General features: G+C 67.0%; 19 protein-coding genes and 3 pseudogenes. 7 read left to right on the top strand and 15 right to left on the bottom strand.

The genetic code is table 11. The features are described from left to right. Window positions 1–26 precede the first annotated feature (26 nt). The 5 genes from ACFQBT_RS05140 to ACFQBT_RS05120 form a co-directional block, all read right to left on the bottom strand. The gene (locus tag ACFQBT_RS05140; RefSeq protein WP_377820889.1) at window positions 27–983 is read right to left on the bottom strand and encodes an electron transfer flavoprotein subunit alpha/FixB family protein; all 957 of its coding nucleotides are present in this window, start codon (window positions 981–983) and stop codon (window positions 27–29) included. A 28-nt stretch (window positions 984–1,011) separates the two neighbouring features. Next, window positions 1,012–1,791 (bottom strand): electron transfer flavoprotein subunit beta/FixA family protein, encoded by a 780-nt coding sequence (locus ACFQBT_RS05135; protein ID WP_377820887.1) that lies wholly within the window; start codon window positions 1,789–1,791, stop codon window positions 1,012–1,014. A 111-nt stretch (window positions 1,792–1,902) separates the two neighbouring features. Beyond that, window positions 1,903–2,292, bottom strand: coding sequence for a hypothetical protein (locus tag ACFQBT_RS05130; protein WP_377820885.1), 390 nt, complete (start codon window positions 2,290–2,292; stop codon window positions 1,903–1,905). 23 nt (window positions 2,293–2,315) lie between these two features. Next, window positions 2,316–3,107 carry an enoyl-CoA hydratase/isomerase family protein gene (locus tag ACFQBT_RS05125; protein WP_377820884.1) on the bottom strand — a complete coding sequence of 264 codons (792 nt, stop codon included), beginning with the start codon at window positions 3,105–3,107 and terminating at the stop codon, window positions 2,316–2,318. Next, window positions 3,104–3,673: a hypothetical protein gene (locus ACFQBT_RS05120; protein ID WP_377820883.1), complete on the bottom strand. Its 570-nt coding sequence runs from the start codon at window positions 3,671–3,673 to the stop codon at window positions 3,104–3,106. Before ACFQBT_RS05120 ends, ACFQBT_RS05125 begins: the two co-directional genes overlap by 4 nt. A 202-nt stretch (window positions 3,674–3,875) precedes the next feature. Here ACFQBT_RS05120 and ACFQBT_RS05115 point away from each other — a divergent pair. Further along, window positions 3,876–4,268: pseudogene (locus ACFQBT_RS05115) on the top strand (glycogen debranching protein GlgX); the annotation flags it as partial. Next, on the top strand, window positions 4,265–5,911 hold the full coding sequence (gene glgX / locus ACFQBT_RS05110; protein WP_377820881.1) for a glycogen debranching protein GlgX: 1,647 nt from the start codon (window positions 4,265–4,267) through the stop codon (window positions 5,909–5,911). The pseudogene ACFQBT_RS05115 and the gene glgX, both read left to right, overlap by 4 nt. Here glgX and ACFQBT_RS05105 read toward each other — a convergent pair. After that, on the bottom strand, window positions 5,882–6,295 hold the full coding sequence (locus ACFQBT_RS05105; RefSeq protein ID WP_377820879.1) for a hypothetical protein: 414 nt from the start codon (window positions 6,293–6,295) through the stop codon (window positions 5,882–5,884). The two genes, glgX and ACFQBT_RS05105, sit on opposite strands and share 30 nt — an antisense overlap. Then, the gene (locus tag ACFQBT_RS05100; RefSeq protein ID WP_377820877.1) at window positions 6,296–6,661 is read right to left on the bottom strand and encodes a hypothetical protein; all 366 of its coding nucleotides are present in this window, start codon (window positions 6,659–6,661) and stop codon (window positions 6,296–6,298) included. It abuts the gene before it with no gap. 280 nt (window positions 6,662–6,941) lie between these two features. Between ACFQBT_RS05100 and ACFQBT_RS05095 the strand changes: the two genes are divergently transcribed. Genes ACFQBT_RS05095 through pgm form a run of 5 tightly spaced genes read left to right on the top strand, consistent with a single transcriptional unit; the run spans window position 6,942 to window position 18,402 of the window. Next, window positions 6,942–9,380 carry a glycogen/starch/alpha-glucan phosphorylase gene (locus ACFQBT_RS05095; RefSeq protein WP_377825361.1) on the top strand — a complete coding sequence of 813 codons (2,439 nt, stop codon included), beginning with the start codon at window positions 6,942–6,944 and terminating at the stop codon, window positions 9,378–9,380. 49 nt (window positions 9,381–9,429) lie between these two features. Further along, window positions 9,430–11,412 carry an alpha-1,4-glucan--maltose-1-phosphate maltosyltransferase gene (locus tag ACFQBT_RS05090; protein ID WP_377820875.1) on the top strand — a complete coding sequence of 661 codons (1,983 nt, stop codon included), beginning with the start codon at window positions 9,430–9,432 and terminating at the stop codon, window positions 11,410–11,412. A 2-nt stretch (window positions 11,413–11,414) separates the two neighbouring features. After that, window positions 11,415–13,142: a maltose alpha-D-glucosyltransferase gene (treS, locus tag ACFQBT_RS05085; RefSeq protein ID WP_377820873.1), complete on the top strand. Its 1,728-nt coding sequence runs from the start codon at window positions 11,415–11,417 to the stop codon at window positions 13,140–13,142. 60 nt (window positions 13,143–13,202) lie between these two features. Beyond that, window positions 13,203–16,748, top strand: a complete 3,546-nt coding sequence (gene glgB, locus ACFQBT_RS05080) for a 1,4-alpha-glucan branching protein GlgB (RefSeq protein WP_377820871.1) — start codon at window positions 13,203–13,205, stop codon at window positions 16,746–16,748. A gap of 10 nt (window positions 16,749–16,758) precedes the next feature. Next, the gene (gene pgm / locus ACFQBT_RS05075; RefSeq protein WP_377820869.1) at window positions 16,759–18,402 is read left to right on the top strand and encodes a phosphoglucomutase (alpha-D-glucose-1,6-bisphosphate-dependent); all 1,644 of its coding nucleotides are present in this window, start codon (window positions 16,759–16,761) and stop codon (window positions 18,400–18,402) included. Here the strand turns inward: pgm and ACFQBT_RS05070 are convergent. The 8 genes and pseudogenes from ACFQBT_RS05070 to ACFQBT_RS05035 all read right to left on the bottom strand — a co-directional run bounded on the left by ACFQBT_RS05070 (window position 18,399) and on the right by ACFQBT_RS05035 (window position 26,013). Continuing rightward, complete coding sequence (locus ACFQBT_RS05070; RefSeq protein ID WP_377820867.1) at window positions 18,399–19,340, bottom strand: co-chaperone YbbN; 942 nt, start codon at window positions 19,338–19,340, stop codon at window positions 18,399–18,401. The two genes, pgm and ACFQBT_RS05070, sit on opposite strands and share 4 nt — an antisense overlap. Before the next feature lie 4 nt (window positions 19,341–19,344). Next, complete coding sequence (locus tag ACFQBT_RS05065) at window positions 19,345–19,860, bottom strand: glyoxalase superfamily protein (RefSeq protein WP_377820865.1); 516 nt, start codon at window positions 19,858–19,860, stop codon at window positions 19,345–19,347. 404 nt (window positions 19,861–20,264) lie between these two features. After that, window positions 20,265–21,931, bottom strand: a pseudogene (locus tag ACFQBT_RS05060) (acyl-CoA mutase large subunit family protein). A 12-nt stretch (window positions 21,932–21,943) separates the two neighbouring features. After that, window positions 21,944–22,483 (bottom strand): MarR family winged helix-turn-helix transcriptional regulator, encoded by a 540-nt coding sequence (locus ACFQBT_RS05055; protein ID WP_377820863.1) that lies wholly within the window; start codon window positions 22,481–22,483, stop codon window positions 21,944–21,946. Beyond that, complete coding sequence (locus ACFQBT_RS05050) at window positions 22,480–22,992, bottom strand: GNAT family N-acetyltransferase (RefSeq protein ID WP_377820860.1); 513 nt, start codon at window positions 22,990–22,992, stop codon at window positions 22,480–22,482. The genes ACFQBT_RS05055 and ACFQBT_RS05050 overlap by 4 nt, the downstream gene beginning before the upstream one ends. Further along, on the bottom strand, window positions 22,985–23,293 hold the full coding sequence (locus ACFQBT_RS05045) for a thiamine-binding protein (RefSeq protein ID WP_377820858.1): 309 nt from the start codon (window positions 23,291–23,293) through the stop codon (window positions 22,985–22,987). The genes ACFQBT_RS05050 and ACFQBT_RS05045 overlap by 8 nt, the downstream gene beginning before the upstream one ends. 519 nt (window positions 23,294–23,812) lie before the next feature. Continuing rightward, window positions 23,813–24,653: pseudogene (meaB, locus tag ACFQBT_RS05040) on the bottom strand (methylmalonyl Co-A mutase-associated GTPase MeaB). Between the two features lie 145 nt (window positions 24,654–24,798). Continuing rightward, on the bottom strand, window positions 24,799–26,013 hold the full coding sequence (locus tag ACFQBT_RS05035; protein ID WP_377820856.1) for an acetyl-CoA C-acetyltransferase: 1,215 nt from the start codon (window positions 26,011–26,013) through the stop codon (window positions 24,799–24,801). Between the last annotated feature and the right edge of the window lie 8 nt (window positions 26,014–26,021).

Here is a 26,021-nt window from a genome sequence, read left to right as displayed (position 1 = left end):
GGCCGCTGCCGAGGTGTTACGGGGGCTCAGCCCTTGGCTTCCTTGACCTTCTCGGTCGCCTGGGGCAGCACGTCGAACAGGTCGCCGACGACACCGAAGTCGACCAGCTCGAAGATCGGCGCCTCATCGTCCTTGTTGATCGCGACGATGGTTTTGGACGTCTGCATCCCGGCGCGGTGCTGGATCGCACCGGAAATCCCGGCCGCGACGTACAGCTGGGGCGAGACCTGCTTGCCGGTCTGACCCACCTGGTTGCTGTGCGGGTACCAGCCGGCGTCCACCGCCGCACGGGATGCGCCAACGGCGGCACCGAGCACGTCGGCGAAGGCCTCGACGGGAGCGAAGTCGCCGCCGGTTCCCCGGCCGCCGGAGACCACGATCGCGGCCTCGGTCAGCTCCGGACGACCCGACTTGGCCTTGGGCTCGACCTTGACGATCTTGGTGCCCTTGGCGGCGTCGGAGACGGTCAGCTCGACCGGCACCACCGTCGCGGAGGCCTGGCTGGCCTGCGGCGGAGCGACGTTCGGCTTCACGGTGATGATCGGCGTACCTTTCGTCACCTCCGCCTGGACGGTGAACCCGCCCGCGAACACCGACTGCGTGGTGACGATCTTGCCGTCGGTCACCGAGACACCCGTGGCATCGGTGATCAGGCCCGAATCGGTCTTGATCGCCAACCGCGCGGCGGCTTCCTTGTTGGTGCCCGAGGACGGGATGAGGACGGCGGCCGGGGACGCCTGCGCGACCACGGCGGCCAGCGCCTCGGCCAGCGGGGCGACGAGGTAACCGGTCACGTCGGGGTTGTCCACGACGTACACCTTCTCGGCACCGAACTGGGCCAGCCGCGGACGAGCGGCCTCGACGTTGCTGCCCACGAACACCGCGGACGGGGTACCGATCTGCCGGGCAATGGTCAGCAGTTCGGCGGTGGTCTTCTTGACGGTGCCGTCGGTGTGGTCGACCAGCACGAGTACTTCAGCCATGGTAAATCTCCTTGTCTCGCAGGGCCGGTCAGACGAACTTCTTGGCGGCCAGGAACTCGGCCAGCTTCACGCCGCCGTCGCCCTCGTCCTTGACGATCTCGCCCTGCTCACGCGGCGGGCGCTGGGCGAAGGAGTCGACCTTGGTCCACGCACTCTCGAGGCCGACCGCGGAGGCGTCCAGACCGAGGTCGGCCAGGGACCAGGTCTCCACCGGCTTCTTCTTGGCGGCCATGATCCCCTTGAACGAGGGGTAACGCGGCTCGTTGATCTGGTCGGTGACCCCGATCAGGGCCGGCAGGGTGGCCTCGATGGTCTCCGATGCGCTGTCGCTGTCCCGGCGGCCGGTCACGCTGCTGCCGGACACCTCGAGCTGGGACACCTGCGTGACCTGCGGCAGGCCCAGGCGCTCGGCGAGCATCGCCGGGACGACACTCATCGTGCCGTCCGTGGAGGCCAGACCGGTCAGCACGACATCCGGGGTGCCGATCTTCTTGACGGCTTCGGCCAGCACCAGCGAGGTGGCGGGGGCGTCCGAACCGGCGATCGCGTCGTCCAGCACGTGGACGCCCTTGTCGGCACCCATCTGCAGGGCTTTCTTGATCGCTTCGGCGGCGCCGGCCGGGCCGACGGTGAGCACGGTGACCTCGCCCTCACCGGCTTCGACCAGCTTCAGCGCTTCCTCGACGGCGTACTCATCGAGTTCGGACAGCAGGCCATCGACGTTCTCACGATCGGTGGTGTTGTCTTCGGTGAACGTGCGCGCGCCTTGGGCGTCGGGCACGTACTTGACACAGACGACGATGTTCATGTGTCGCTCGGCCTCTCCTGTACGTAGTGATGGCATCCGCGCGGGTGCCGGGGCACCGCACGCCGGGCTCTATGTTACCCGTGAGTAGTAGTCAGCTGACAGCGCGCCCGCTCAGCGGTAGCGCAGCCAGATCAGCAGGATCCCCAGGGCCGTGATCAGCACCAACAGCCAGGGTGCCAACCGGTTGGCCAGGGTTTGCGTCGGGGTCGGCTCCGCACCGTCGGCGACCTGGAACACATCGGAACGCCGCCCGAGGATCGCGTCGGCGATGGCGGCCAGGACCACCAGGGCCAGGCCTACCCCGAACAGGATCCACGGAGACATCCCAGCGGTGGTGTAGTGCTCCCACCAGGTGACGGCGTTCTTGCGGACGCCGGTCCAGCCCCACAGTGTCAAGAAGGTGCCCAGCAGACCGGCCACCAGCAACGCCAGGGCGATGACCCGGCTGTCCTTGGCGGCGCCGGTGGACAACGGCTGTTCCGCGGCGGCTGCGTCGTTCATGGTCAATCCTTCGCTAAGGACGCTCAGCGTCCGGTGAACGTGGCTTTACCCGGCCCGTTGGCCACGAATGATGCCATCCCGGCACGCTGGTCGTCACTGCCGAACAATCCTGCGAACAGCGCGGTCTCGATGGACAGACCCGTGTCCAGGTCCACGTCGAGACCCCGATCGATGGCTTCCTTGGCCGCGCGCAGCGCCAGGGCCGGACCGTTGACGTACGGCGCGAGCTTGGCTTTGGCCGCCCCCAGGACCTCCCCGGGCTCGACGAGTTCGTCGACCAGCCCGATCTCCAGGGCCTCCTTGGCCGGCACGAACCGGCCGGAGAAGACCAGGTCCTTGGCTTTGGCCGGCCCCACCAGTCGTGCGAGGCGCTGGGTACCGCCCGCACCGGGGATGATTCCCAGCAGGATCTCCGGCTGACCGAAGGTCGCGTTGTCGGCGGCGATCCGGAAGTCACAGGTCATCGACAGTTCCATGCCGCCGCCGAGCGCGTAGCCCTCGACCGCGGCCACAGTCGGCTTCGGGATGGCTGCGAGCTCGCGGAACGCATCCTGCAGCCGCCGACCCCACACTGCGATCTCGGCGTAGCCGTACTGCTCCATCTCCTTGATGTCCGCGCCGGCGGCGAAGACACGATCACCGCCCCACACGATGACGGCCCGCACCTGATCGTCGGCGGTGACGAAACGCGCGGCGTCGCGCAGGCCGTCCCGGATCGCACCGTTGAGCGCGTTCATCTTCGGCCGGTCGATCCGGATGACGGCGATCGCGTCGTCCACCTCGACGGTGACGAACTCCCCGAAGCGGTCGCTCACGCGAACTCCCCGCCCTCCTGCGCAGCCCGGGCCTGCTCGGCGAACGCGTCGGCGCTGGCCTGCAACTGCTCCGGGGTGGCCTCCGCGACGTGCGGACCTGGCCCGGTCACGGCCTGGTGCCACGCCTGGACGGCCTGCAGCAACATGCCGGAGGTGCCCTTGATGAGCTCGGCGACGTCGTCGTACGGGCCGACGAGGTGGTCACCCGCGACCACCAGGTTGTCCCCGGCGATCCCGAGCTTGACGAAGTTGATGGCCAGGTTGACGTCGTTCGCGGCGTTCAGGCGCTTGGCGGGCTCGCTGGGCAGGTCATCGGTGATCTGCCACTGGCCGAAGATGCGCAGCAGGGCCAGGCCCGGCTCGCTGTCGACGCACCGGACCAGGAGCTGCTGCTCTTGCAGTGAAAACACGATGTCGCCGTCGTCATCGACCTGCGCGGGGATGTTGTCGGCCGCCAGCGCCGCCAGCGCCTTCTCGCGCAACGACCCACCGCCCTGAGGGGGCGCGGCCGGTGATTGCGGGGGACCCGCCTGCGCGAAGTTGGGCAGCGATGTGGGATCAGTCATAGTCCAAAACTAGCGCGTGGACGGATCGTGACCGCACCGGTGCCGGGTGGGAGGCGCCCCGGTGCGGGTGTTGGCCGGGGTCCGCTGCTGACCCGGGAACTACGCTGACCTTCATGCAGCCGTCCGGCGTCGACTTCCCCCGCCCTTCGGCGCGCACCTACGCGACGGGGGCTGCGAGTTCAGCGTCTACGCCGGACAGGCCGAGCAGGTGTGGCTGTGCCTGTTCGACGACGCCGGTGCCGAGCAGCGGATCGCCCTGGATCCGTACGTCGGCGGCGTCTGGGCGGGTTTCGTCCCCGGAGTGCGGGCCGGGCAGCGTTACGGGCTGCGGGCGAGCGGCCCGTGGGATCCGTGGGCCGGACAGCGCTACAACGTCCAGAAACTGTTAACGGATCCGTACTCCCGCGCACTGGAAGGCGAAGTGCGTTGGCAGCCGGAGGTTTTCGGACACCAGGTGGGTTCCTACTTCGACGGTGACGGTTATCAGCGCGACGACCGCGACAGCGCGCCGTACGTCCCGCGCAGTGTGGTGATCGACGACCGGTTCGACTGGGGTGATGACCGTCCCCGCGGGTGCCGTGGGATCGGACGGTGATCTACGAGACCCACGTGCGGGGCCTGACGATGACGCACCCGGGCATCCCGGAGGAGTTGCGCGGCACGTACGCCGGGGTGGCGCACCCGTGCGTGATCGCGCACCTGCGCCGCCTGGGAGTCACCACGATCGAACTGCTGCCGGTGCACGCCTTCACCTCCGAACCGCACCTGGTCCAAGTCGGCCTGGAGAACTACTGGGGCTACAACACGCTGGGGTTCTTCGCTCCGCACGCGGCGTACGCCAGTTCCCGCGATCCGCGGCAGGTGGTCGATGAGTTCAAGGGCATGGTCAAACTCCTGCACGCCGCCGGGTTCGAGGTGATCCTCGACGTGGTCTACAACCACACCTGCGAACAGGGCGCGTCCAGTGGCGCGACGCTGTCATGGCGCGGCCTGGCCGGGCACGACTACTACCGGCTCGATGAACGCGGCCACGACGTGGACGTGACCGGATGCGGCAACACCCTCGACATGCGGCATCCCACCACGGTCCGGATGGTGCTGGACTCATTGCGGTACTGGGTCAGCGAGATGCATGTGGACGGTTTCCGCTTCGACCTTGCCGTGGCGCTGGGCCGCGGGCAGGACGACGGATTCAGCCCCGACCATCCGTTCCTCGTGGGGCTGCGCACCGATCCGGTGCTCTCCAGGGTCAAACTGATCGCCGAACCATGGGATCTGGGCTCCCACGGGTGGCGCACCGGCCAGTTCCCGGCACCGTTCGGGGACTGGAACGACAGGTTCCGGGACACCGTGCGCAACTTCTGGCTGGGCGACCTGGCGGCCGATCACGCCGGCCACCCCCGGCACGCGCTGGCCGATCTCGGCGCCCGGATCGCCGGCTCCCCCGACCTGTTCGGACACCGCAGCCCGCAGGCGGCGATCAACTACGTGACCGCCCACGACGGCTTCACGATGGCCGACCTGACGGCCTACAACAACAAACACAACGGGGCCAACGCCGAGGGCAACCGGGACGGCACCGAGAACAACCGCTCGTGGAACTTCGGGGTCGAAGGCTGGGAGTTCGGGGATCCGCCGGTGCAGCGGTTGCGCCGGCGCGCGATCCGCAACCTGCTGGCCACACTGTTGCTGTCCAGCGGCACCCCGATGCTGTTGGGCGGCGACGAGTTGGCTCGCAGCCAGCGCGGCAACAACAACGCCTACTGCCAGAACAACGAAATCTCCTGGTACAACTGGGATCTGGACTACACCCAGGACGATCTGATCGACACCACGGGCTTTCTGATCGCGCTACGGCAGGCTCACCCGGTGTTGCGCCGGCGCCGGTTCTTCACCCCGGACGTGCCCTCCGGTGACCTGTCGGAAGTGTCGCTGCGGTGGTGCAACGCCGACGGCCAGTTCATGGACTCTGCGCACTGGCAGTCGCCGGAGACCTCGACCGTGCAGGCCATCTTCGACGGCTCCCCCGTGGGCGACACGACGTTGCTGTTCGTCCTGCACGGCAGCTCGCACAACGGTCCGGTGACGGTCCCGGCACACGACGGCATCACGACCTGGGACCTGCTGTGGAGCAGCACCGCAGAGCACCCGTCCTGGGTGCCTGACGTCAACCTCGCACCCGGCGATACGTGGAAGGCGCCTGCCGCGTCATTCACCGTCTTCGCGGGCGCCCGCTGACGCCGTACGGGCCAACCACCACAGACCCACCACCGGAAGCACCAACGGCAGGTACCCGTAACCCTGGCCGAAGTGCGACCAGACGGTCTTGTCGGGGAACGCTGCCGTGTCGAGGTAACTCCACAAACCCACGGCCAGCACACCGATCAGTTCGATGGTGATGGTCACCCGGGCCACCCGCACCGAGGTGCGGTCACCGCGGACCAGGGCGACCGTCGCCACGATGTAGATCACCGCGGCCACCGCCGACAGGACGTAGGCCAGCGGCGCCTTGTGGAACTGCGTGGTCAGTTGCAGCACCGAACGGCCGGTGGCCGCCAGTGCCAGCAGCCCGTAGACCGCGATCAGGATGCGGCCGAACCCCTGCGATGTCCTGTTTGCCACTCAACCGGCTCCGTTCCACAACTGCACCAGTCGCACCACCATCACGAGCAGTCCGAGTACTCCCACCAGCAACACGCCGGTCCCCCACCGGGTGGTGCGCTCGGCGATGGCCCAGGCGCCTGCGGCGGGTAGGACGAAGATCAGGCCGACCAGGTAGGCGATGAACACCGGGCGCGACATGCTTGCGGCGCCGTCGCCCGCGCGGATGATCCCGACGACCAGTTGCACCAGCAGAACGACCTCGGTCGCGAGCGCCAGATAGAGCGTGGGATCGTCCATCGGGCGCCCCCGCAGCGTGAGATACCCGACGTACGCCGCGAGCGCGCCGAGCAGCCCGAACAGCACGACGGTCAAGGGCATCAGCACCGCGCCATCGTATGCGGTGCGTTCGAGTCGCTGACGGGCGCTTGCGCGCGCCGGAGCGGCGACTTTGGGCCGCATCGGCCACGTTCCGTTCCGATCCACAACGGCAGGTGAGGATCCGTTGTGGCATACGCCACAGAGGACGGACTTTCGCTGCGGGTGTCCACCGAGGGGCCGATGTCGTTAGCGTTTCCTCCGTGACCGATGCGAAGCCGCAGTCCAGCTACCCCTCCCCCGGCCGACGAGCCCCGGCGGCCTATCGCCGTACGACAAGGACGCTCCCATCCACACCGTCGACGAATTCATCAACGGGTTCATGGACGAGCTCAACTTCGGTCGGGGCGTCAGCCTGGCCCGCAGTTCGCGCAACGACCGGTACATCGCCCTGAGCAAGGCGGTCCGGCAGAACCTGCAGGCGCGCTGGATGAAGACGCTCGCCCGCCAGTACGAACAGCAGGCCAAATCGGTGGCCTACCTGTCGGCGGAGTATCTGCTGGGCCGGCAGTTGGACAACGCGCTCTTGGCGACCGGCATGACGGAGGTCGTCGAGGAGGGCCTGGGTGCACTGGGGCTCACCCTGGACGACCTGCGCGGCCAGGAGACCGAGCCTGGCCTTGGCAACGGCGGTCTGGGACGCCTGGCCGCGTGTTTCGTGGATTCGCTGGCGACGATGAGCGTGCCGTGTATCGGGTACGGCATCCGCTACGAGTACGGCATCTTCCGCCAGGAGTTCGAGGACGGCTGGCAGGTCGAGCATTCCGACCGGTGGCTCGCGCTGGGCAACCCGTGGGAGTTCCCGCACCCCGAACACGCCGTGACGGTGCACTTCGGCGGCAGCACGCAGACCTACACCGACGAGAACGGCCGCGAGCGGACGCGGTGGCTGCCGGCGTGGGACGTGCAGGGCGTGCCCTACAACTACATGGTCCCGGGCTATCGCAACGGTCGCGTCAACACGTTGCGGCTGTGGAGTGCTCGGGCCACGCGCGCATTCGACCTGCGGATCTTCAACGCCGGTGACTACGTGGAGGCGGTGCGGGCCCAGACCTTCGCCGAGAACATCTCCAAGGTGCTCTACCCGGAAGATTCCACTCCGCAGGGCAAGGAACTGCGGCTGCAGCAGCAGTATTTCTTCGTGGCGTGCTCGCTGCGTGACCAGTTGGAGAACGTGCTGCCCAAGCAGTTCGATCTGACCAAGCTGCCCGATCGGGTCATCTTCCAGCTCAACGACACCCACCCGGTCATCGCCGTCCCCGAGCTGATGCGGCTTCTGGTGGACGAGAAGGGCATGGAGTGGGACGACGCGTGGGCGATCACCCAGAAGTGTTTCGCCTACACCTGCCACACGCTGCTGCCCGAGGCGTTGGAAGTGTGGTCGGCGGAGTTGCTCGGCAAGTTGCTGCCGCGACACCTGGAGATCATCTACAAGATCAACGAGATCTTCCTCGACGAGATCCGGGCCGCCTATCCCGGCGACGAGATCAAGCTGCGTCGCATGTCGATCATCACCGACCACCCGGAGCGATCGGTACGCATGGCCTACCTGGCCACGATCGCCGGATCCAAGGTCAACGGCGTCGCGGCCCTGCATTCACAACTGTTGCGGGACAAGGTGTTTCCGGAGTTCAGCGCGTACTGGCCGGACAAGTTCACCAACGTCACCAACGGCATCACACCGCGCCGCTTCCTGCGCCTATCCAATCCCGGTCTGTCGGAGTTGATCACCGAGACACTGGGCGACGAGGGGTGGGTGACCGATCTGGACCGGCTGCGGGAACTGGAACCGCATGCCGACGATCCGGCGTTCCGGGAGCGCTTCCGGGCAGTGAAGGCGGCCAACAAACAGACCCTGGCCCAGGTGCTCGTGACCCGCGACAGCATCACCCTGCCGACCGACGTGATGTACGACGTCATGGTCAAGCGGTTGCACGAGTACAAACGCCAGACCCTGAAACTGCTGCATATCGTGACGCTGTACGAGCAGATCATCAGCGGCAAGATCGCGGTCGAGGACGTCATGCCACGGGCCTTCCTCTTCGGCGCGAAGGCAGCGCCGGGCTATCGCATCGCCAAGGAGATCATCGCCCTGATCAACGCGGTCGGAAAGACGATCAACAACGACCCGCAGGTGCAGGGCCGCCTGACCGTGGCCTTCCCGGCCAACTACAACGTCACCCTGGCCGAACGACTCATCCCGGCGGCTGACCTGTCCGAACAGATCTCGCTGGCCGGCAAGGAGGCGTCCGGCACCGGCAACATGAAGTTCGCCTTGAACGGCGCCTTGACGATCGGTACCGACGACGGCGCGAACGTCGAGATCCGCGAGTTGGTCGGGGACGACAACTTCTTCCTGTTCGGGATGCTGGAGCCGGAGGTCGAAGCGACCATCGCCAAAGGCTATTCACCGGTTTCGGTGTACGAGAGCGATCCACAGTTGAAGGCGACGATCGACCTGATCGCGTCTGGCCACTTCTCCGACGGTGACCGCAATCGCTTCGAGCCGGTGGTGTCCAACCTGCTCGGCGAGGACCGGTTCCTCACGCTGGCGGACTACGCGGCGTACCTGGAAGCCCAGAAACGGGTCGAGGCGGCGTACGCCGATCCGGACGACTGGTCGCGCAAGGCCATCCTCAATGTGGCTCGCTGCGGGTTCTTCTCCTCGGACCGTTCGATGGTCGATTACATCGACCGGATCTGGCACACGCCGGCGATCACCCAGTAGGCGTGGCCGCGCCCGTGCACGCTCCGGCGCAACCTTGTAGCGTCGGAGCGTGAGCCAATCCCTGCAGATCGGTCGTATCCCCGCGCTCGGAGTGGGCCCGCTCGTCGACGGTGGGGCCTTTCCCGCCAAATCGGTGGTCGACGAGGAATTCACCGTCACGGCAACGGTGTTCCGCGAAGGCCACGATGCGGTGAACGCCTCCGTCGCCCTCACCGATCCGTCCGGGGACGTCACGCTGGTCCCCATGACGTGCGTCAACCGAGGGCTGGACGCCTGGGAGTGCGTGATCAGCGCACCGACCCCAGGTAAGTGGAGCCTGCGGGTCGAAGGTTGGTCCGATCCGTACGAGACCTGGCGACACGACGCGATCATCAAGATCGAGGCCGGCGTCGACGTCGAACTGATGCTGGCCGAGGGTGCGCTGGTGCTGGATCGGTGGGCCGAGGATGCGGCGGTGACCGACGCGGAGCGAGCGACGCTCACGGCGGGAGCGGCCCAGCTGCGCGACGCGGACAAGTCGGTAGCCGACCGTCTCGCGGGTGGCACGCAGGAGCCGGTGGCAGTCGTGCACGCGGCACATCCGCTGCGCGAATTCGTCAGCGGCACACCGGACTACCCGTGGCTTGTGGAGCGCGAACTCGCCCTGACCGGAGCGTGGTACGAGATCTTCCCCCGCTCCGAGGGCGCTCACCTGGACGAGGACGGCCACTGGGTGTCAGGCACGTTGCGCACCGCGGCCCGGCGATTGGACGCCATCGCCGCGATGGGCTTCGACGTGGTCTATCTGACCCCGATCCATCCGATCGGCGAGGTGAACCGCAAGGGTCCGAACAACACCCTCAACGCCGGCCCGCTGGACCCGGGATCGCCGTACGCCATCGGCAGCAAGGACGGCGGCCACGACGCGATACATCCCGATCTGGGCACGTTCGATGACTTCGACGCCTTCGTGGCCCACGCCCGCGACCTGGGGCTGGAGGTGGCGATGGACCTGGCGCTGCAGTGTGCACCGGACCACCCATGGGTGACCGAGCATCCCGAGTGGTTCACGACCCGCGCCGACGGAACGATCGCCTACGCGGAGAACCCGCCGAAGAAGTACCAGGACATCTACCCGCTCAACTTCGACAACGACCCCGAAGGCATCTACCGGGCGGTGCGCGAGGTCGTGCAGGTTTGGATCGACCACGGCGTCACCCTTTTCCGGGTCGACAACCCGCACACCAAACCGCTGGACTTCTGGCAGTGGCTGATCGCCGACGTCGCCAAGGACCATCCCGAAATCATCTGGCTCGCAGAGGCTTTCACCCGTCCGGCGATGATGCATACCCTGGGCAAGGTCGGCTTCCAGCAGAGTTACACCTACTTCACCTGGCGCAACGAACCGTCGACGATGCGTGAGTACTGCGAATCGCTGGCCACCGAATCCGCGCACTACATGCGCCCCTCGTTCTGGCCGACGACGCACGACATCCTCACGCCGTACATGCAATTCGCGGGGCCCACCGGCTGGACGATGCGGGCGGCGATCGCGGCCACGCTGTCCCCCACGTACGGCATCTACACGGGGTACGAGCTGATCGAGGACGTCCCCCGGCCCGGCGCCGAGGAACAGATCGACAACGAGAAGTACCAGTACAAGGATCGCCACTGGGCGGACTACGAACTCGGCGGCCCCAAGGAGGGGCAATCCCTCGCGCAGTTCCTGGGTCTGCTGAACAAGATCCGGCACGAGCACCCGGCACTGCACTGGTTGCGCAACCTGCGCTTCCATCACGTCGACGACGAGACGATGCTGGCCTACTCCAAGAAGCGCGGTGACGACGTCATTCTGGTGGTCGCGGCCTTCGACCCGCACGCCACCCGCGAGTCGACGGTTCGTCTGGACATGGGCGCGCTCGGCCTGCGAGCCGGCGACCGGTTCAAAGCGCTGGACCTACTGTCGGGCACCGAATATGACTGGGGCTCAGAGAATTTCGTCAGGCTCGGGCCGGCCACCGCCCCCGTGCACATTTTCCAGGTGAAGGTTTGATCGTGCCGAATCCCGCATTCAACCTCCAGCAGCCCGGCTTGCGCCACGACCCCAACTGGTTCCGCAAGGCGGTCTTCTACGAAGTGCTGACCCGCGGCTTCGGCGACAGCAACGGCAGCGGGTCCGGGGACTTCAGCGGTCTGATCAACCGCCTGGACTACCTGCAGTGGCTGGGCGTCGACTGCCTGTGGCTACCGCCGTTCTTCGCCTCACCGTTGCGCGACGGCGGTTACGACATCTCCGATTACAAAGCGGTCCTGCCGGAGTTCGGCACGCTGCCGGAATTCATCGAGTTGGTGTCGCAGGCGCACGCCCGCGGCATCCGGGTGATCATCGACCTGGTCATGAACCACACCAGTGACCAGCACCCGTGGTTCCAGGCCTCACGATCGGACCCTGACGGTCCGTACGGCGACTACTACGTCTGGTCGGACACCGACGAGAAGTACCCGGACGCCCGGATCATCTTCATCGACACCGAAGTGTCGAACTGGACCTTCGACCCCGTCCGGCGGCAGTTCTTCTGGCACCGGTTCTTCTCCCACCAGCCGGATCTCAACTTCGAGAACCCGAAGGTGAAGGAGGAGATGTACGACATCGTGCGTTTCTGGCTCGGGCTGGGCATCGACGGCTTCCGGCTCGATGCGGTGCCCTACCTCTTCGAGGAAGAGGGTCACAACGGCGAGAACCACCCCAAGACCCACGAGTTCCTCGCCGAACTCAGGCGATTCGTCGACGAGGAGTTCCCGGGGCGGATCCTGCTGGCCGAGGCCAACCAGATGCCGCACGAGGTGGTGGACTATTTCGGGACCGTGCAGGAGCCCGAATGCCACATGTGCTTCCACTTCCCGGTGATGCCGCGGCTGTACTACGCGCTGCGCGATGAGAAGGCCACCAGCATCGAGAAGGTGATGGCCGAGACACCGGACATCCCGGCGGGGACCCAGTGGGGCACCTTCCTGCGCAACCACGACGAGCTGACCCTCGAGATGGTCACGCCGGAGGAACGGGTGGCGATGTACGGCTGGTACGCGCCGGACCCGCGGATGCGCGCCAACGTCGGTATCCGGCGGCGGCTGTCCCCGCTGCTGGACAACAGCCGCCCGGAGCTGGAACTGATCCACGCCCTGTTGTTCTCGCTGCCCGGCTCGCCGTGTCTGTACTACGGCGACGAGATCCAGATGGGTGACAACATCTGGCTGCCCGACCGGGATGCGGTCCGTACGCCGATGCAATGGTCGCCGGATCGCAACGCCGGGTTCTCCACTGCCGACCCGGGCAAGCTCTACCTGCCGCTGGTCACCAGCCTGGTGCACAACTACTCGACGGTGAACGTCGAGGCGGCGCACGCGACGTCGTCGTCGCTGCTGCATTGGCTGCGCTCGATGCTGGGCGTGCGCAAGCAGTTCCCGGTCTTCGGCTTGGGCAGCTACGTCCCGTGCGAGAGCACCAACGACGCCATCCTGGCCTTCATGCGGGTAGCCAGCCCCGAGGACGCCGCCCGCGAGGAACTGGACGTTACCGCCGTGCTGTGCGTCAACAACCTGTCGAGCCGACCCCAGTCGGTCACCGTGACGCTGCCCCCGCAGTACGCGGGCGCCCGGTTACGGGACGTCTTCGGCGGCGCCTACTTCCCGGCCGTGCAGGAATCCGGCTCGATCACCTTGACCCTGGGTTCGCGAGACTTCTTCTGGCTCGCCGTGACCACCGCCGACCCTGTAGGAGCGTGACATGGCCACGATTCACCGCAACGCGACACTGACCCCCAGCAAAGTCGACCTGCTGACCCCGTGGGTCGAGCAACAGCGTTGGTACGCCGACAAATCCCGCACCCCCGGTTGCGAGACCTGGGCTCCTATCGCTTCGACGACCCGGCCGCTGAGGTCGGTATCGAGGTGCTGTTGCTCAGTGACGACGCCGCCGTGACTCCCACGGTCTACCAGGTGCCGGTCACCTACCGTGCCGATCCGCTCGAACTTGCCGAACAGGCGTTGATCGGGACGATGCAGCACAGTGAACTGGGCACCCGTTATGTGTACGACGCCTGCCACGACTCGGTGTTCGTGACCGAACTGCTGCGCACGATCCAGACCGGGGCCCAGCAGGCCGACCTGACCACCCCGGCCGGCGACGCACTACCGGCCAAGGTGACGGTGTCCGGCAGCGGTCGCCCCGGTGCGCACGTCAGCGAGGTCGCTTCGTGCCAGGTGCTCAGCGGAGAGCAGTCGAACACCTCGGTGATCATCCACCTGGTCGACGCGCCGCCGGTCATCGTCAAGATCTTCCGGGTCCTGCACGACGGACACAATCCCGACGTCGAACTGCAGACGGCGTTGTCAGCCGCGGGCAGCGAGGTCGTTCCCCACGCCATCGGTTCCCTGAGCGGATCCTGGTCGCAACCGGACGGCTCCGCCGCACATGGAGATCTGGCGTTCGCCGAGGAGTTCCTGCCCGGCGTACTGGATGCCTGGCGGCACGCAAGCGCGGCTGCCGAAGCCGACCAGGACTACTCCGCTGCCGCCCGTTCGCTGGGCGCGGCCACCGCCGCGATGCACGCCACCCTGGCCGAGGCGATGGGCTGCACCGATCCCACGCCGGCCGACGTCTCCCACCTGATCGGGCAGATGCGCGCGCGGTTGGATCGCGCAGTCGCCGACGAGCCGGCGCTGGCTGAGCTCCGGGACAGCTACGAAGCGGTGCTGGCCAGGGCAGAGGTAGCCGATTGGCCTGCACTGCAACGAATCCACGGAGACTTCCATCTCGGCCAGGTGCTCCAGGTGCCCGACCGCGGTTGGGTGATGCTCGACTTCGAGGGTGAGCCGTTGCGTCCCCTGGCCGAGCGAAGCCTGCCCGACAGCCCGGTGCGGGACGTCGCCGGAATGCTGCGATCCTTCGACTACGCGGCGGGTTCCGCCGAGGTCCGGGGCAGCGGCTCACGACGCGAGTGGTCGGAGGCGTGTCAGCGAGCATTCCTCGAGGGGTACACCGCAGGTAGCCCGGTCGACCGTGACGTGCTGACCGCTTACGAGATCGACAAAGCGATCTACGAAGTCAGTTACGAGGTGCGCAACCGCCCGGCCTGGAAGCACATTCCCTTAGCGGCGATAAACCGTCTGCTGGGTTCGCCGCAACGACTTGAGACCGCCCAACCGGCACCGCCGGTCCCCGAACACGAGGCCGACGCCCTGCTGGCCGGGTTGCACCGCGATCCGCACAGCGTGCTCGGCGGCCAGAAGGACGCTGCGGGACCGTATATCCGTGCCCTACGGCCACTCGCGACGACCGTACAGGTCGCACTCCCGGGCGGAGAGCGGGTGCCGTTGCAGCACGAGTACGAAGGCATCTGGTCAGCCCGGGTCCCGGGTAGTGAGGTGCCCGACTACCGGATCATCACGACGTACGGCGATGGGGTCGAGCACGTCGCGGACGACCCCTACCGGTTCCTGCCCTCCCTCGGCGAGATGGACCTGTTCCTGATCGGCCAGGGTCGGCACGAAGAACTGTGGAACGCGCTGGGCGCGCGGGTGCATCGCTACGACGGACCGTTGGGTGAGGTGACCGGTACGGCGTTCGCGGTGTGGGCGCCGAACGCCAAGGGCGTGCGGGTCATCGGGGAGTTCAACGGCTGGAACGGCACCACCCACCCGATGCGACTGCTCGGCGGCTCCGGCGTCTGGGAACTGTTCGTGCCGGATGTCGGTGCGGGCACCCGCTACAAGTTCCAAGTGCTGGGCGCCGACCGGGTGTGGCGGGAGAAGACCGACCCGATGGCCCGGTTCACCGAGACGTCCCCCAAGACGGCCGCCATCGTGACCGAATCCCACTACGAATGGGGCGATGCGGACTGGTTGGCCGAGCGGGCAAGTACCGATCCGCACACCGGCCCGATGAGCACCTACGAGGTGCACCTGGGTTCGTGGCGCGAGGGCCAGTCGTACCGTGATCTGGCCGAGCACCTGGTCAACTACGTCAAGGATCTGGGCTTCACACACGTGGAGTTCATGCCGGTGATGGAGCACCCCTACCCCCCGTCGTGGGGCTATCACGTGACGGGGTACTACGCACCCAACTCCCGGCTCGGGAACCCCGATGACCTGCGCTACTTGATCGACACGCTGCATCAGAACGGGATCGGCGTGATCCTGGACTGGGTGCCGGGTCACTTCGCGACGGACGAGTGGGCGCTGGTGCGCTTCGACGGCACGGCGCTCTACGAGCACCCGGACAGGCGGCGCGGCTGGCACCCTGAATGGGGTTCGTACATCTTCAATTTCGGTCGCACCGAGGTGCGCAACTTCCTCGTGGCCAACGCCAGCTACTGGCTGGAGGAGTTCCACGCCGACGGGCTGCGGGTCGACGGGGTGGCCTCGATGCTCTACCTCGACTACGCCCGCAGCGAGGGCCAGTGGCTGCCCAACCGGTACGGCGGCCGGGAAAACCTCGAAGCAGTAGAGCTGTTGCAGGAAGCCAACGCGACGGCGTACCGACGTTCTCCCGGAAGCGTGATGATCGCCGAGGAGTCCACCTCCTGGCCGGGGGTCACCCAACCCACCGACGCCGGTGGTCTCGGGTTCGGGTTGAAGTGGAACATGGGCTGGATGCACGACACCCTCGACTACTTCCACGAGGAACCCATCCACCGCCAGTACCACCACAACAAGATCACCTTCGGTTTCGTCTACGCGTGGAGTGAGCGGTTCGTGCTACCGATCAGCCACGACGAGGTCGTGCACGGCAAGGGCTCGTTGATGCGCAAGATGCCCGGCGACCGGTGGAATCAGTTGGCCAACGTCCGGGCGTTCCTCGGTCACCAGTGGTCACACCCGGGCAAGCAGTTGCTCTTCATGGGCTGTGAGTTCGCCCAGGAGGCCGAATGGGCCGACGGTCGAAGCCTGGATTGGTGGCTGCTTCGTCACCCGGAGCACTACGGCATCCACGCGCTGGTCAAGGATCTCAACCGGATCTACACCGATACTCCCGCCCTGTGGTCACTGGACCACCAAGGCGATGGATTCCAGTGGATCAACGGTGACGACGCCGGCGGCAACACGTTCAGTTACCTGCGGTGGGGAGCCGGCGAGCGGGGACCGGACAACGTGGTGGCCGCCATCCTGAATGCCTCCGGGACCGAGCACCGCGACATCACCGTCGGGTTGCCGTTCACCGGTGAATGGGCCGAGGTGCTCAACACGGATGCAGAGGCGTACGGCGGTGCCGGCCGAGGCAACCTGGGCTCGGTCACCGCCGTGCCCGGCGAAGCCAACGGTCAGCCCGCGTCCGCCCGGATGACGCTCCCACCCTTGTCCATGATCTGGCTCATCCCCGTCCAGGAGTAGGAGTTCCACGATGAACGACGTCGCTTCCCGGGCCGGTCAACCGGCTCAGCCCAGCGACCTGGTCGACGTACCTGCGTTGATCACGGCTTATTACACGCTCACCCCGGATCCCGAGAACCCCGACCAGCAGGTTGTTTTCGGCACGTCGGGGCATCGTGGCTCATCGTTCGACAGCGCGTTCAACGAGGCACACATCCTGGCAACCACGCAGGCGATCGCGGACTACCGGCGGCAACAGGGCTTCGACGGACCGCTCTTCATCGGCCGGGACACCCACGGGTTGTCCGAGCCGGCGTGGGCCAGTGCGCTGGAGGTCTTGATTGCCAACGACGTCACCGTGCTGGTCGACAGTCGTGACGGGTACACCCCGACCCCAGCCGTGTCCCACGCAATCTTGAAAGCCAACGCCGGGCGGACCACCGGACCGGGTCTGGCCGACGGCATCGTGGTGACGCCCTCACACAACCCGCCGCGCGACGGAGGGTTCAAGTACAACCCGCCACACGGCGGTCCCGCCGACAGCGATGCGACGAAGGTGATCGCAGCGGCGGCCAACGAATACCTGCGGGCCGGCCTGGACGGCGTACGTCGGGTGCCCTTCTCCCAGGCCCGCTCGAGCGCAGGCTCGTACGACTTCCTGGCCGAGTACGTCACAGACCTGCCGAACGTCATCGATCTGTCCCGGATCAAGGACGCCGGGGTCACGATCGGTGCCGACCCGCTGGGCGGTGCGTCGGTTGCCTACTGGGGCGAGATCGGGTCGCGCTACGGACTGGACCTGACCGTGGTCAACCCCCTGGTGGACCCGACGTGGCGGTTCATGACCCTGGACTGGGACGGGAAGATCCGGATGGATTGCTCGTCCCCGTACGCCATGGCGTCGCTGATCAAGCAGCGCGATCACTACGACATCGCCACGGGAAACGACGCGGACAGCGACCGGCACGGCATCGTGACCAAAGAGGGGTTGATGAACCCCAATCACTATCTGGCCGTGGCCATCTCGTATCTGTACGGCGGCGCACGGCCGGACTGGACCTCGCACCGGGTCGGCAAGACCCTGGTCTCCTCGTCGCTGATCGACCGGGTGGTGGCCGGCATCGGCGCCGAACTGTGGGAGGTTCCGGTCGGCTTCAAGTGGTTCGTGCCGGGCTTACTGGACGGCTCGGTCGGGTTCGGCGGCGAGGAATCGGCAGGCGCGTCGTTCCTGCGGTTCGACGGGTCGGCGTGGACGACCGACAAGGACGGCATCCTGCTGGCGTTGCTGGCTTCGGAGATCACGGCTGCGACGGGTAACACCCCCTCGGAGCACTTCACGCAACTGACGGCGAAGTACGGATCGTCGGCGTACGCCCGTGTGGACGCGCCAGCTTCACGGGAGCAGAAGGCCAAGCTGGCAGCACTCAGTCCCTCAGATGTGACCTCCAAAACCCTTGCGGGAGAAGACATCACGGCCACCATGACCGAAGCGCCCGGGAACGGCGCAGCCATCGGGGGCCTCAAGGTCACGACACAGAACGCGTGGTTCGCGGCGCGACCCTCAGGTACTGAGGACGTCTACAAGATCTACGCCGAGTCGTTCCTCGGGGAGGACCACCTCAAGCAGGTGCAGACCGAGGCCAAACAGATCGTCGATGCGGCCCTGGGCGGTTAATAGAGCGCGGACATCAGCGCCGTACGCGCCTTTTTCACCCGCTCGTCGGTTGGTCCGATGATGTCGAACAGACCGATCAGGTGCTCGCGAGCCGCCGTGCGCTCGTCCCCGGAGGTGGCTCGCACCAGGTCGATCAGTCGGGAGAACGCGTCCTCGACGTGCCCACCCAGCAGGTCGAGGTCGGCGACCTGGGTCTGCGCCGCCACGTCGGTGGGGTTCTGCGCAGCAGCTTCCCGGACTGCAGCGGCGTCCAGGTCCGCGGTCCGCTGGAGCAGCAGGACCTGGCCCTTGCCCAACCGGGCGCCCTCGTCGTCGGGCGTGGCCGCCAGGATCTGGTCGTACGCGGCAATGGCGGCGTCGTAGTCCCCGGCCTCGATCGCGTCGTACGCCTGGGTCAGCAGCGGATCCTCGTCGGGTTCGGGCTCCTCGGCAGCGGCCGGCGCTCCTTCAACCGGCACGGTGCCGGTGACGCCCGCCTGCTGGGCGGCTTGCAGCACTTGGTCGAAAACACCACGGACGGCGTCGGCCGGCTGCGGACCCATGTAGAGGGGCAGCGGCTGACCCTTGATCAGGGCCAGCACCATCGGCACCTGTTGGACCTGAAGCGCCTGACGGATCTGCATCGCAGTGTCGATGTCGGCGGTGGCCAGGACCAGCCGGCCGCCGTACTCGCCCACGAGGCCAGCCAACTCGTCGACGTGCTGCTTGCTGGCCGCGCGGGCGCCGGAGTAGACGGCGAGGATGACGGGCACGTCCAGCGACATCTCCACGGCGGCGCCGAACGAACTGTCGTCGACCTGCTGGACCAGGCCTGACGGGGCGATACCCGGGCCAGCAGCTCCCGCTGTCGGCGCGGATCGGGTGGACGCCGGCTTGGCGAGCGCGGACAGATCTACGGCACCCCGCAGCGATGCGGCGGTCAGCGGCTTCTCAGGCATGTCCTCATTCTGACCGACGCGGGGTGTGGAAGATCAACCGGTTACCAAAGGGGTCAGGTATCTGCAGATCGTCGCCCCAGGGTTGGCGGTCGAGACCGATCCGCAGCGGATAGACATCGCTGTCGCGCACTTGCCGCTGTAGGGCATCGACATCGTCGACCTCAATGCGGAGCGCGGATCCCGGGGCCGCGTCACCGTGGTGCTCACTGAGGTGTAGGACGCATCCGGCCCGGGAAACCTGTAGGTAGAGCGGTAGTCCGGGCTCGAAGCGGTGCTCCCAGTCGATCGTGAAGCCCAGAAAGTCGCGATAGAAGCGCGTGGCCTCACCACCGGGGAACACCCTCAGGATAGGTACGACGACCGCGTGGCCGGCCGCGTCCGGCGCGGCCACCAGCGTGTTCCAGTCGCGATATCCGTGCTGTGCGGCCACCAACTCCAGCGCCCGGCTGTGGGAGACCTCGACCCCGTCTGTAGCGAGCGCGGCGCGAAGGCGGCTGGCAAGTTGCTTGTAGTCCGACATGACGATCCGTTCCGTCGGCCGTTCTTGATGGGCTCTCCGTTGCCATCGACGACCGACGTGGATACGTGTCGTGTCGAAGGTGCTGCTTTCGGTCCTTCACCGGTCCGTCCTGAGGACGGTGGAGAGGGCAGGCGGACCCTCACCTGCTCGTCACGGTGGCAGCCGGGCTACTCCTCCTGGGCAATCGATCCAGCAGCCCAGGGAAGGCCGCGTCGAGGTCTTCGCGACGCCGACGGTGCTACACGGGCTGGGCTTCGGGATTCCGCTGGGCTCTGTCGACCGCGAGGCGCGTTCTACGCCGCCTTCGCACCGACCGTGCTGGCCTGCGCTGTGGTGTGCACCGTGTGCTGGGTGGGCTTTCTGGCGCTGGTACGCCGAGAACGGGACGCCTCGCGTGTCCCCAGTCAGAATCTGGCGGGCTCCCGATAGCTGCCCCACAGCTCCTTCATCGCGCCGCAGATCTCGCCGAGAGTGGCTTCGGCGCGCACGGCCGTGAGCATCGGCTCGATCAGGTTTCCGTCGCCCTGGGCCACCCGCATCATCTCCGACAGCGCGGATCGCACCGCCGCGTCATCGCGGCCTGCCTTGCGCGCTGCGAGCACCTGTACCTGGTCTCTTTCGACCTCGTGCGAGACGCGCAGGATCTCCAACTCCTTCGCTGACGACTCGGTGTGCACGTTGACCCCGACGACGCGCTTGTCGCCCTTTTCGACCGCGGTTTGGTACTGGAAGGCCGCCTCCGCAATCTCGGACATGAACCAGCCGTCTTCGACCCCGCGCAACAAGCCGCTGGTAATGGGGCCGATGGGATGCTCATAACCCTCCGGCTTCCCGCGCTGGCCCATAGCTCGGATCTGCTCGAAAATGGCCTCGGCTTCCTGCTCCATCCGGTCGGTCAGCGCCTCGATGTAATGCGAACCGCCTAGTGGATCAGCGACGTTGGTCACCCCGGTCTCTTCCATCAGGACCTGCTGGGTGCGCAGTGCGACCTCCGCCGACTCCTCCGTCGGAAGCGCCAGGGTCTCGTCGAGGGCATTGGTGTGCAGCGAGTTGGTGCCACCCAGCACCGCAGCGAGCGCCTCAACGGCGGTGCGGACGACGTTGTTCATCGGCTGCTGGGCGGTCAGGGAGACGCCGGCGGTCTGCGTGTGGAACCGCAGCCATTGCGCCTTGGGGGTCTTGGCGCCGTAGACGTCGCGCATCCAGCGTGCCCAGATCCGTCGCGCTGCGCGGAATTTGGCGATCTCCTCGAAGAAGTCGATGTGGGCGTCGAAGAAGAAGGACAACCCAGGCGCGAACACGTCGACGTCCAGTCCGCGCGAAAGGCCCAGCTCGACGTACCCGAAGCCGTCGGCGAGCGTGTAGGCCAACTCCTGCGCCGCGGTCGACCCAGCCTCACGGATGTGGTAGCCGGAGACCGAAAGCGGTTTGTAGGCAGGGATTTTTGCGCTGGTGTACTCCATCAGGTCACCGATCAGTCGCAGATGCGGCTCAGGCCCGAAGAGCCATTCTTTCTGCGCGATGTACTCCTTGTAGATGTCGGTCTGCAAGGTGCCGTTCAGTCTGCCGATGTCGACCCTTGGCGCTCCGCGGCGACGAGGTACATGCAGAACACCGGGACGGCCGGGCCGCTGATCGTCATCGAAGTGGTGACCTCATCCAGCCGGATGCCGTCGAAGAGCACCTCCATGTCGGCGGCGGAGTCGATGGCCACACCGCAGTGCCCAACCTCACCGAGAGACATCGGGTCGTCCGAGTCGCGGCCCATCAGCGTGGGCATGTCGAAGGCGACGCTCAAACCACCCCCGCCGCGACCCAGGATCATCCGGTAGCGCTCGTTGGTCTGTTGGGCGTTTCCGAACCCGGCGAACTGCCGGATCGTCCACGGGCGACCGCGGTATCCGGTCGCGTAAAGGCCTCGGGTGTAGGGGAATTGGCCCGGCCACTCGCCGCCGTCCGTGCCGTAGGCCGGGTCGACCTCGTCCCCCGACAGGGTCGTGAAGTCGGCGTCCCGGACCTTGCCACTCGCCTCGGCCGCCGCGTACTCGCGCTCCCACTGCACTCGTGTCATGAGAGCAATTTACTAGGAAGCCCTAGTAATTACCCACTCGTATAGCTGGTCAGAAGTCTCCGGAGCGCTCGCGCATCCCGCGAAGGAGGCGCCAGAGCTGCCTGCGCTCCCGCTCAGGGACACCCTCGAGACCGAAGTCAATCGCGTGCAACGCCTCCGTCGCTTGCTCCATGCGGCGTTCCCCTCCGGCGTGAGGCAGGCCAGGGTGCCGCGGCCGTCACGCGGGTTCGGCACCCGCTCGACCAGGCCATCCGCAGCCAGCCGCTGCACGATGTTGGTAGCGCTGGTGGGGTGGATCATCAGCCGCTCCCCCACCTTGCTCATCGGAAGCCGGCCCTCGCGGGAGAACGCCAGCAGCACGAGCGCCTCGTAGCGGGCGAACGTGAGCCCGTACGGCGCGACCGCGGCGTCCAGATCCGCCAGCAACCGCTGCTGGACCCGCATGATCGAGGTGGCAGTGGCCATCGCGTCGTACGGCGCGTCGTCACCCCATCGTTCACGCCAGAGTTCACGTGCCCGCTCGATCGGGTCGAAGGGCAGCTTCGTGTTCACCCGCGGACCATCCGGGACTCGTGGCACGCCCAGTCCGCGTCGTACTTGCTGGTGCCGTCCAGCTCGAACCCGTGCTTGCGGTAGAACGCGACAGCGCGGGCGTTCTGCGTGGCAACCCAGAGGTACGCCGGCCGGTCACCGATGAGCGCGTCCAGCAGTTGCGCCGCAACACCGGTGCCGTGGAACTCGGGCAGGACGTTGAGGCTCCACAACTCCGTTGCTCGGGGCGGGTCCTCGACCCGTGGCTGGCCGCCAGTACCGAAGCCGGCGATCCGACCGGTCGTCACGTCGACAGCGCAGCGAGTGATGCTCTCGCCCGCTGCCTCGCGCGCGGCCTGACCTGGGATGATCTGCTCACGCCATCGGTCGATGCGATCCTGCGGCACCATGGCGTCGAGTTTGGCCTGATCCATCATCCCGGCGTAGGTCAGCTGCCAGATGCGCGTGTGTGCAGTGCCGACCTCCTCGGCATCCGTATCGACGATGGGGCGGATCAGAAAGTCAGCCATCGGCGAGCCGCTCCTCGACCCGTTGCACCTTCTCGCTCAGCTGACCTGTGAAACCAGGACGGATGTCCGCCTTGATCACCAGCGAGACTCGGGAGGACAACTTCTGCACCGCCTCGGTCGCGGCCTTGATGACGGCAAGGCACTCATCCCAGTCGCCCTCGAGCGTCGTGAACATGGCGGTCGTTTCGTTCGGCAACCCGGACTCGCGCACCACGCGAATCGCCTCGGCGACAGCTTCACTGAACGAACCGTCCGGATCATCGGTGCTGGCGGGGGCAACGGAGAACGCGAAAAGAGCCATGCCCGAAGGTTATCGACCGGCGCCCCGCACAAAGGCAGGAGCAACGTGCCGGTGTCGACCCTGGTCGGGCGCGCCGACCTGCTCGCACCCGACGACACAACCTGAGGGTCATCCTCCGAGTCGGAACCCGTGAGCAGATCCGAGTCGTAGATTTGCAACGGACGCAACGGCGGGATCAGGAATTCTAGGTACCCGTTGCGTTCCCGGATGGGGATGGTGCGTTCGTGAACGAGCCGATGGTGCACCGCGCACAACAAGCATCCGTTGTCGATATCCGTCACACCGTGCTCTGCGTCGGGGCGGGCCGCGAACTCATCCAGCACCGCATGCAATCGCCCCAGCACCGCCGCAGGCGCACCCGTAGCCGGCACCGCGGCAGCCTCGGCGATCGAAGACATCCAGTCCCTCCTCAGGTCCTGGACGCCACGCTAGAAGAGGCCGCGCGACCGAGGGAAGTCCGACATATGCCGGTGTGGAAAACCTGCCCGGGCCCGACGGTACCTGTGGAAAGAACCGGCGTCAGGACACCGAGGCGACCAACTCATCGGCCGCGGAATAGGGGTCCGATGACCCCGAAACCACCGAGGCAGCCAGAGACGCCAGCAATGCGTGATCCTCCAATGTGCCCATCCGCGAGCGCAATTCGCCCAACGCCAGGGCAAGGACCTCATCCGAAGCCCGCCGGCGACGACGCGTGTCGAGCTCACCAGAGGACGACAACCACTCCCAATGCTTGTCCAGCGCGGCCAGCACGTCGGACAGCCCGTCGCCCGCGGCGGCGACCAGCTTCTCCACCGGCGCCCGCCATTCCCCGCCGCCGGCGCCGCGCCCAACGTCAACATCTGCCGCAACTCGCGAACCGTGGCATCGGCGCCGTCGCGATCGGCCTTGTTGACCACGAAGACGTCGCCCACTTCGAGGATCCCCGCCTTCGCCGCCTGCACTCCATCGCCCATGCCGGGCGCCAGCAACACCACGGTGGTGTCGGCCAACCCGGCGATCTCGACCTCCGACTGGCCGACACCTACCGTCTCGATCAGGATCACGTCGCACCCGGCGGCGTCCAGCACCCGCAGCGCCTGGGGCGCCGCCCACGACAGACCGCCCAGGTGCCCCCGGGTCGCCATCGAACGCACGTAGACGCCCGGATCCAACGCGTGGTCGGACAACCGGATCCGGTCGCCGAGCAGCGCACCCCGGAGAACGGCGACGACGGATCGACCGCGAGCACCCCAACCCGCAGGTCGCGCGCACGGAAGGCCCCGACCAACGCCGAGGTGGTGGTCGACTTTCCCACCCCCGGCGAGCCCGTCAGGCCGATGATCCGCGCGTTTCCGGCGTACGGAGCCAGCGCTTTCATCGCCGGCCGCAGCAGGTCGGATCCGTTCTCCACCAAGGTGATCAGCCGCGCGACCGCACGATGCGAGCCCGATCGTGCCGCGTCGACCAGCGCGGGTACGTCGATCGCCGACCTGCTCACCAACTCACCTGGCCGCCGGCGTGGCTCACGATCCCGCCGGAACGCGCACGATCAACGCATCACCCTGTCCGCCGCCACCGCACAACGCGGCCGCCCCGACACCGCCACCGCGACGCTGCAGTTCCAACGCCAGGTGCAGAACCAGCCGGGCCCCGGACATCCCGATCGGGTGCCCCATCGCAATCGCGCCACCGTTGACGTTGACCAGATCAGGCGACACCCCCAGCGAGTCGGTCGAAGCCAACCCGACCAGCGCGAACGCCTCGTTCAACTCGAACAGCGACACGTCCGAGACGGAGATACCCTCCTTGGCACACGCCGCCCGGATCGCGTTCGCCGGCTGCAACTGCAAGGACGAGTCCGGACCGGCGACCACCCCGTGCGCACCAATGGACGCCAGCACCGGCAAACCGTGCTCGGCTGCGTACGCCGCAGAGGTCACCACCACGGCCGCCGCTCCGTCCGAGATCGGCGACGCCGTACCCGCGGTGATCGTCCCGTCCTTGCTGAACGCCGGTCGCAGCCCGGCCAGGGACTCCGAGGTCGTGTCCGGCCGGATGCCCTCATCCTCGGCGAAGACGATCGGCTCGCCGCGTCGTTGCGGGATGGTCACCGGCACCACCTCGTCGGCGAACAGCCCGTCCTTCCACGCCTTCGCCGCCAACTGGTGGGAGCGAGCGCCGAAGGCGTCCTGCTGCTCGCGGGTGTAGGCGAGGTCACCCACGTTGGCCTGCTCGGTCAGCGCGCCCATCGGCTGGTCGGTGAAGGCATCCCACAGGCCGTCCAGGTCCATGTGGTCCTTCATCGTGACGTCGCCGTACTTGTACCCCTTGCGGCTGTTCATCAGCAGGTGCGGCGCGTTGGTCATCGATTCCTGACCGCCGGCGACCACGACCTCGAACTCTCCCGCCCGGATCAGCTGCGCGGCGAGCGCGATGGCGTCCAGGCCCGACAGACAGACCTTGTTGATCGTCAGCGCCGGCACGGTCATCGGGATGCCGCCCTTGACCGCCGCCTGGCGGGCCGGGATCTGACCATCCCCGGCGGGCAGCACCTGACCCATGATCACGTAGTCCACCTGGTCGCCCGCGACACCGGCCCGCGACAGCGCACCTTCGATGGCGAAACCGCCCAGGTCGGTCGCCGAGAACCCGGCGAGCGAGCCAAGGAGCTTGCCCATCGGCGTTCGGGCTCCCGCAACGAGGACGGGCTGACGGTCGGGATCAACAACAGTGGCCATGCTCACAA

This window comes from Branchiibius cervicis (assembly GCF_042661605.1).
Taxonomy (GTDB): Bacteria; Actinomycetota; Actinomycetes; order Actinomycetales; family Dermatophilaceae; genus Branchiibius; species Branchiibius cervicis.
The sequence above is the reverse complement of the archived record's forward strand: the minus strand, read 5'-3'. Positions and strand labels throughout refer to the sequence as shown.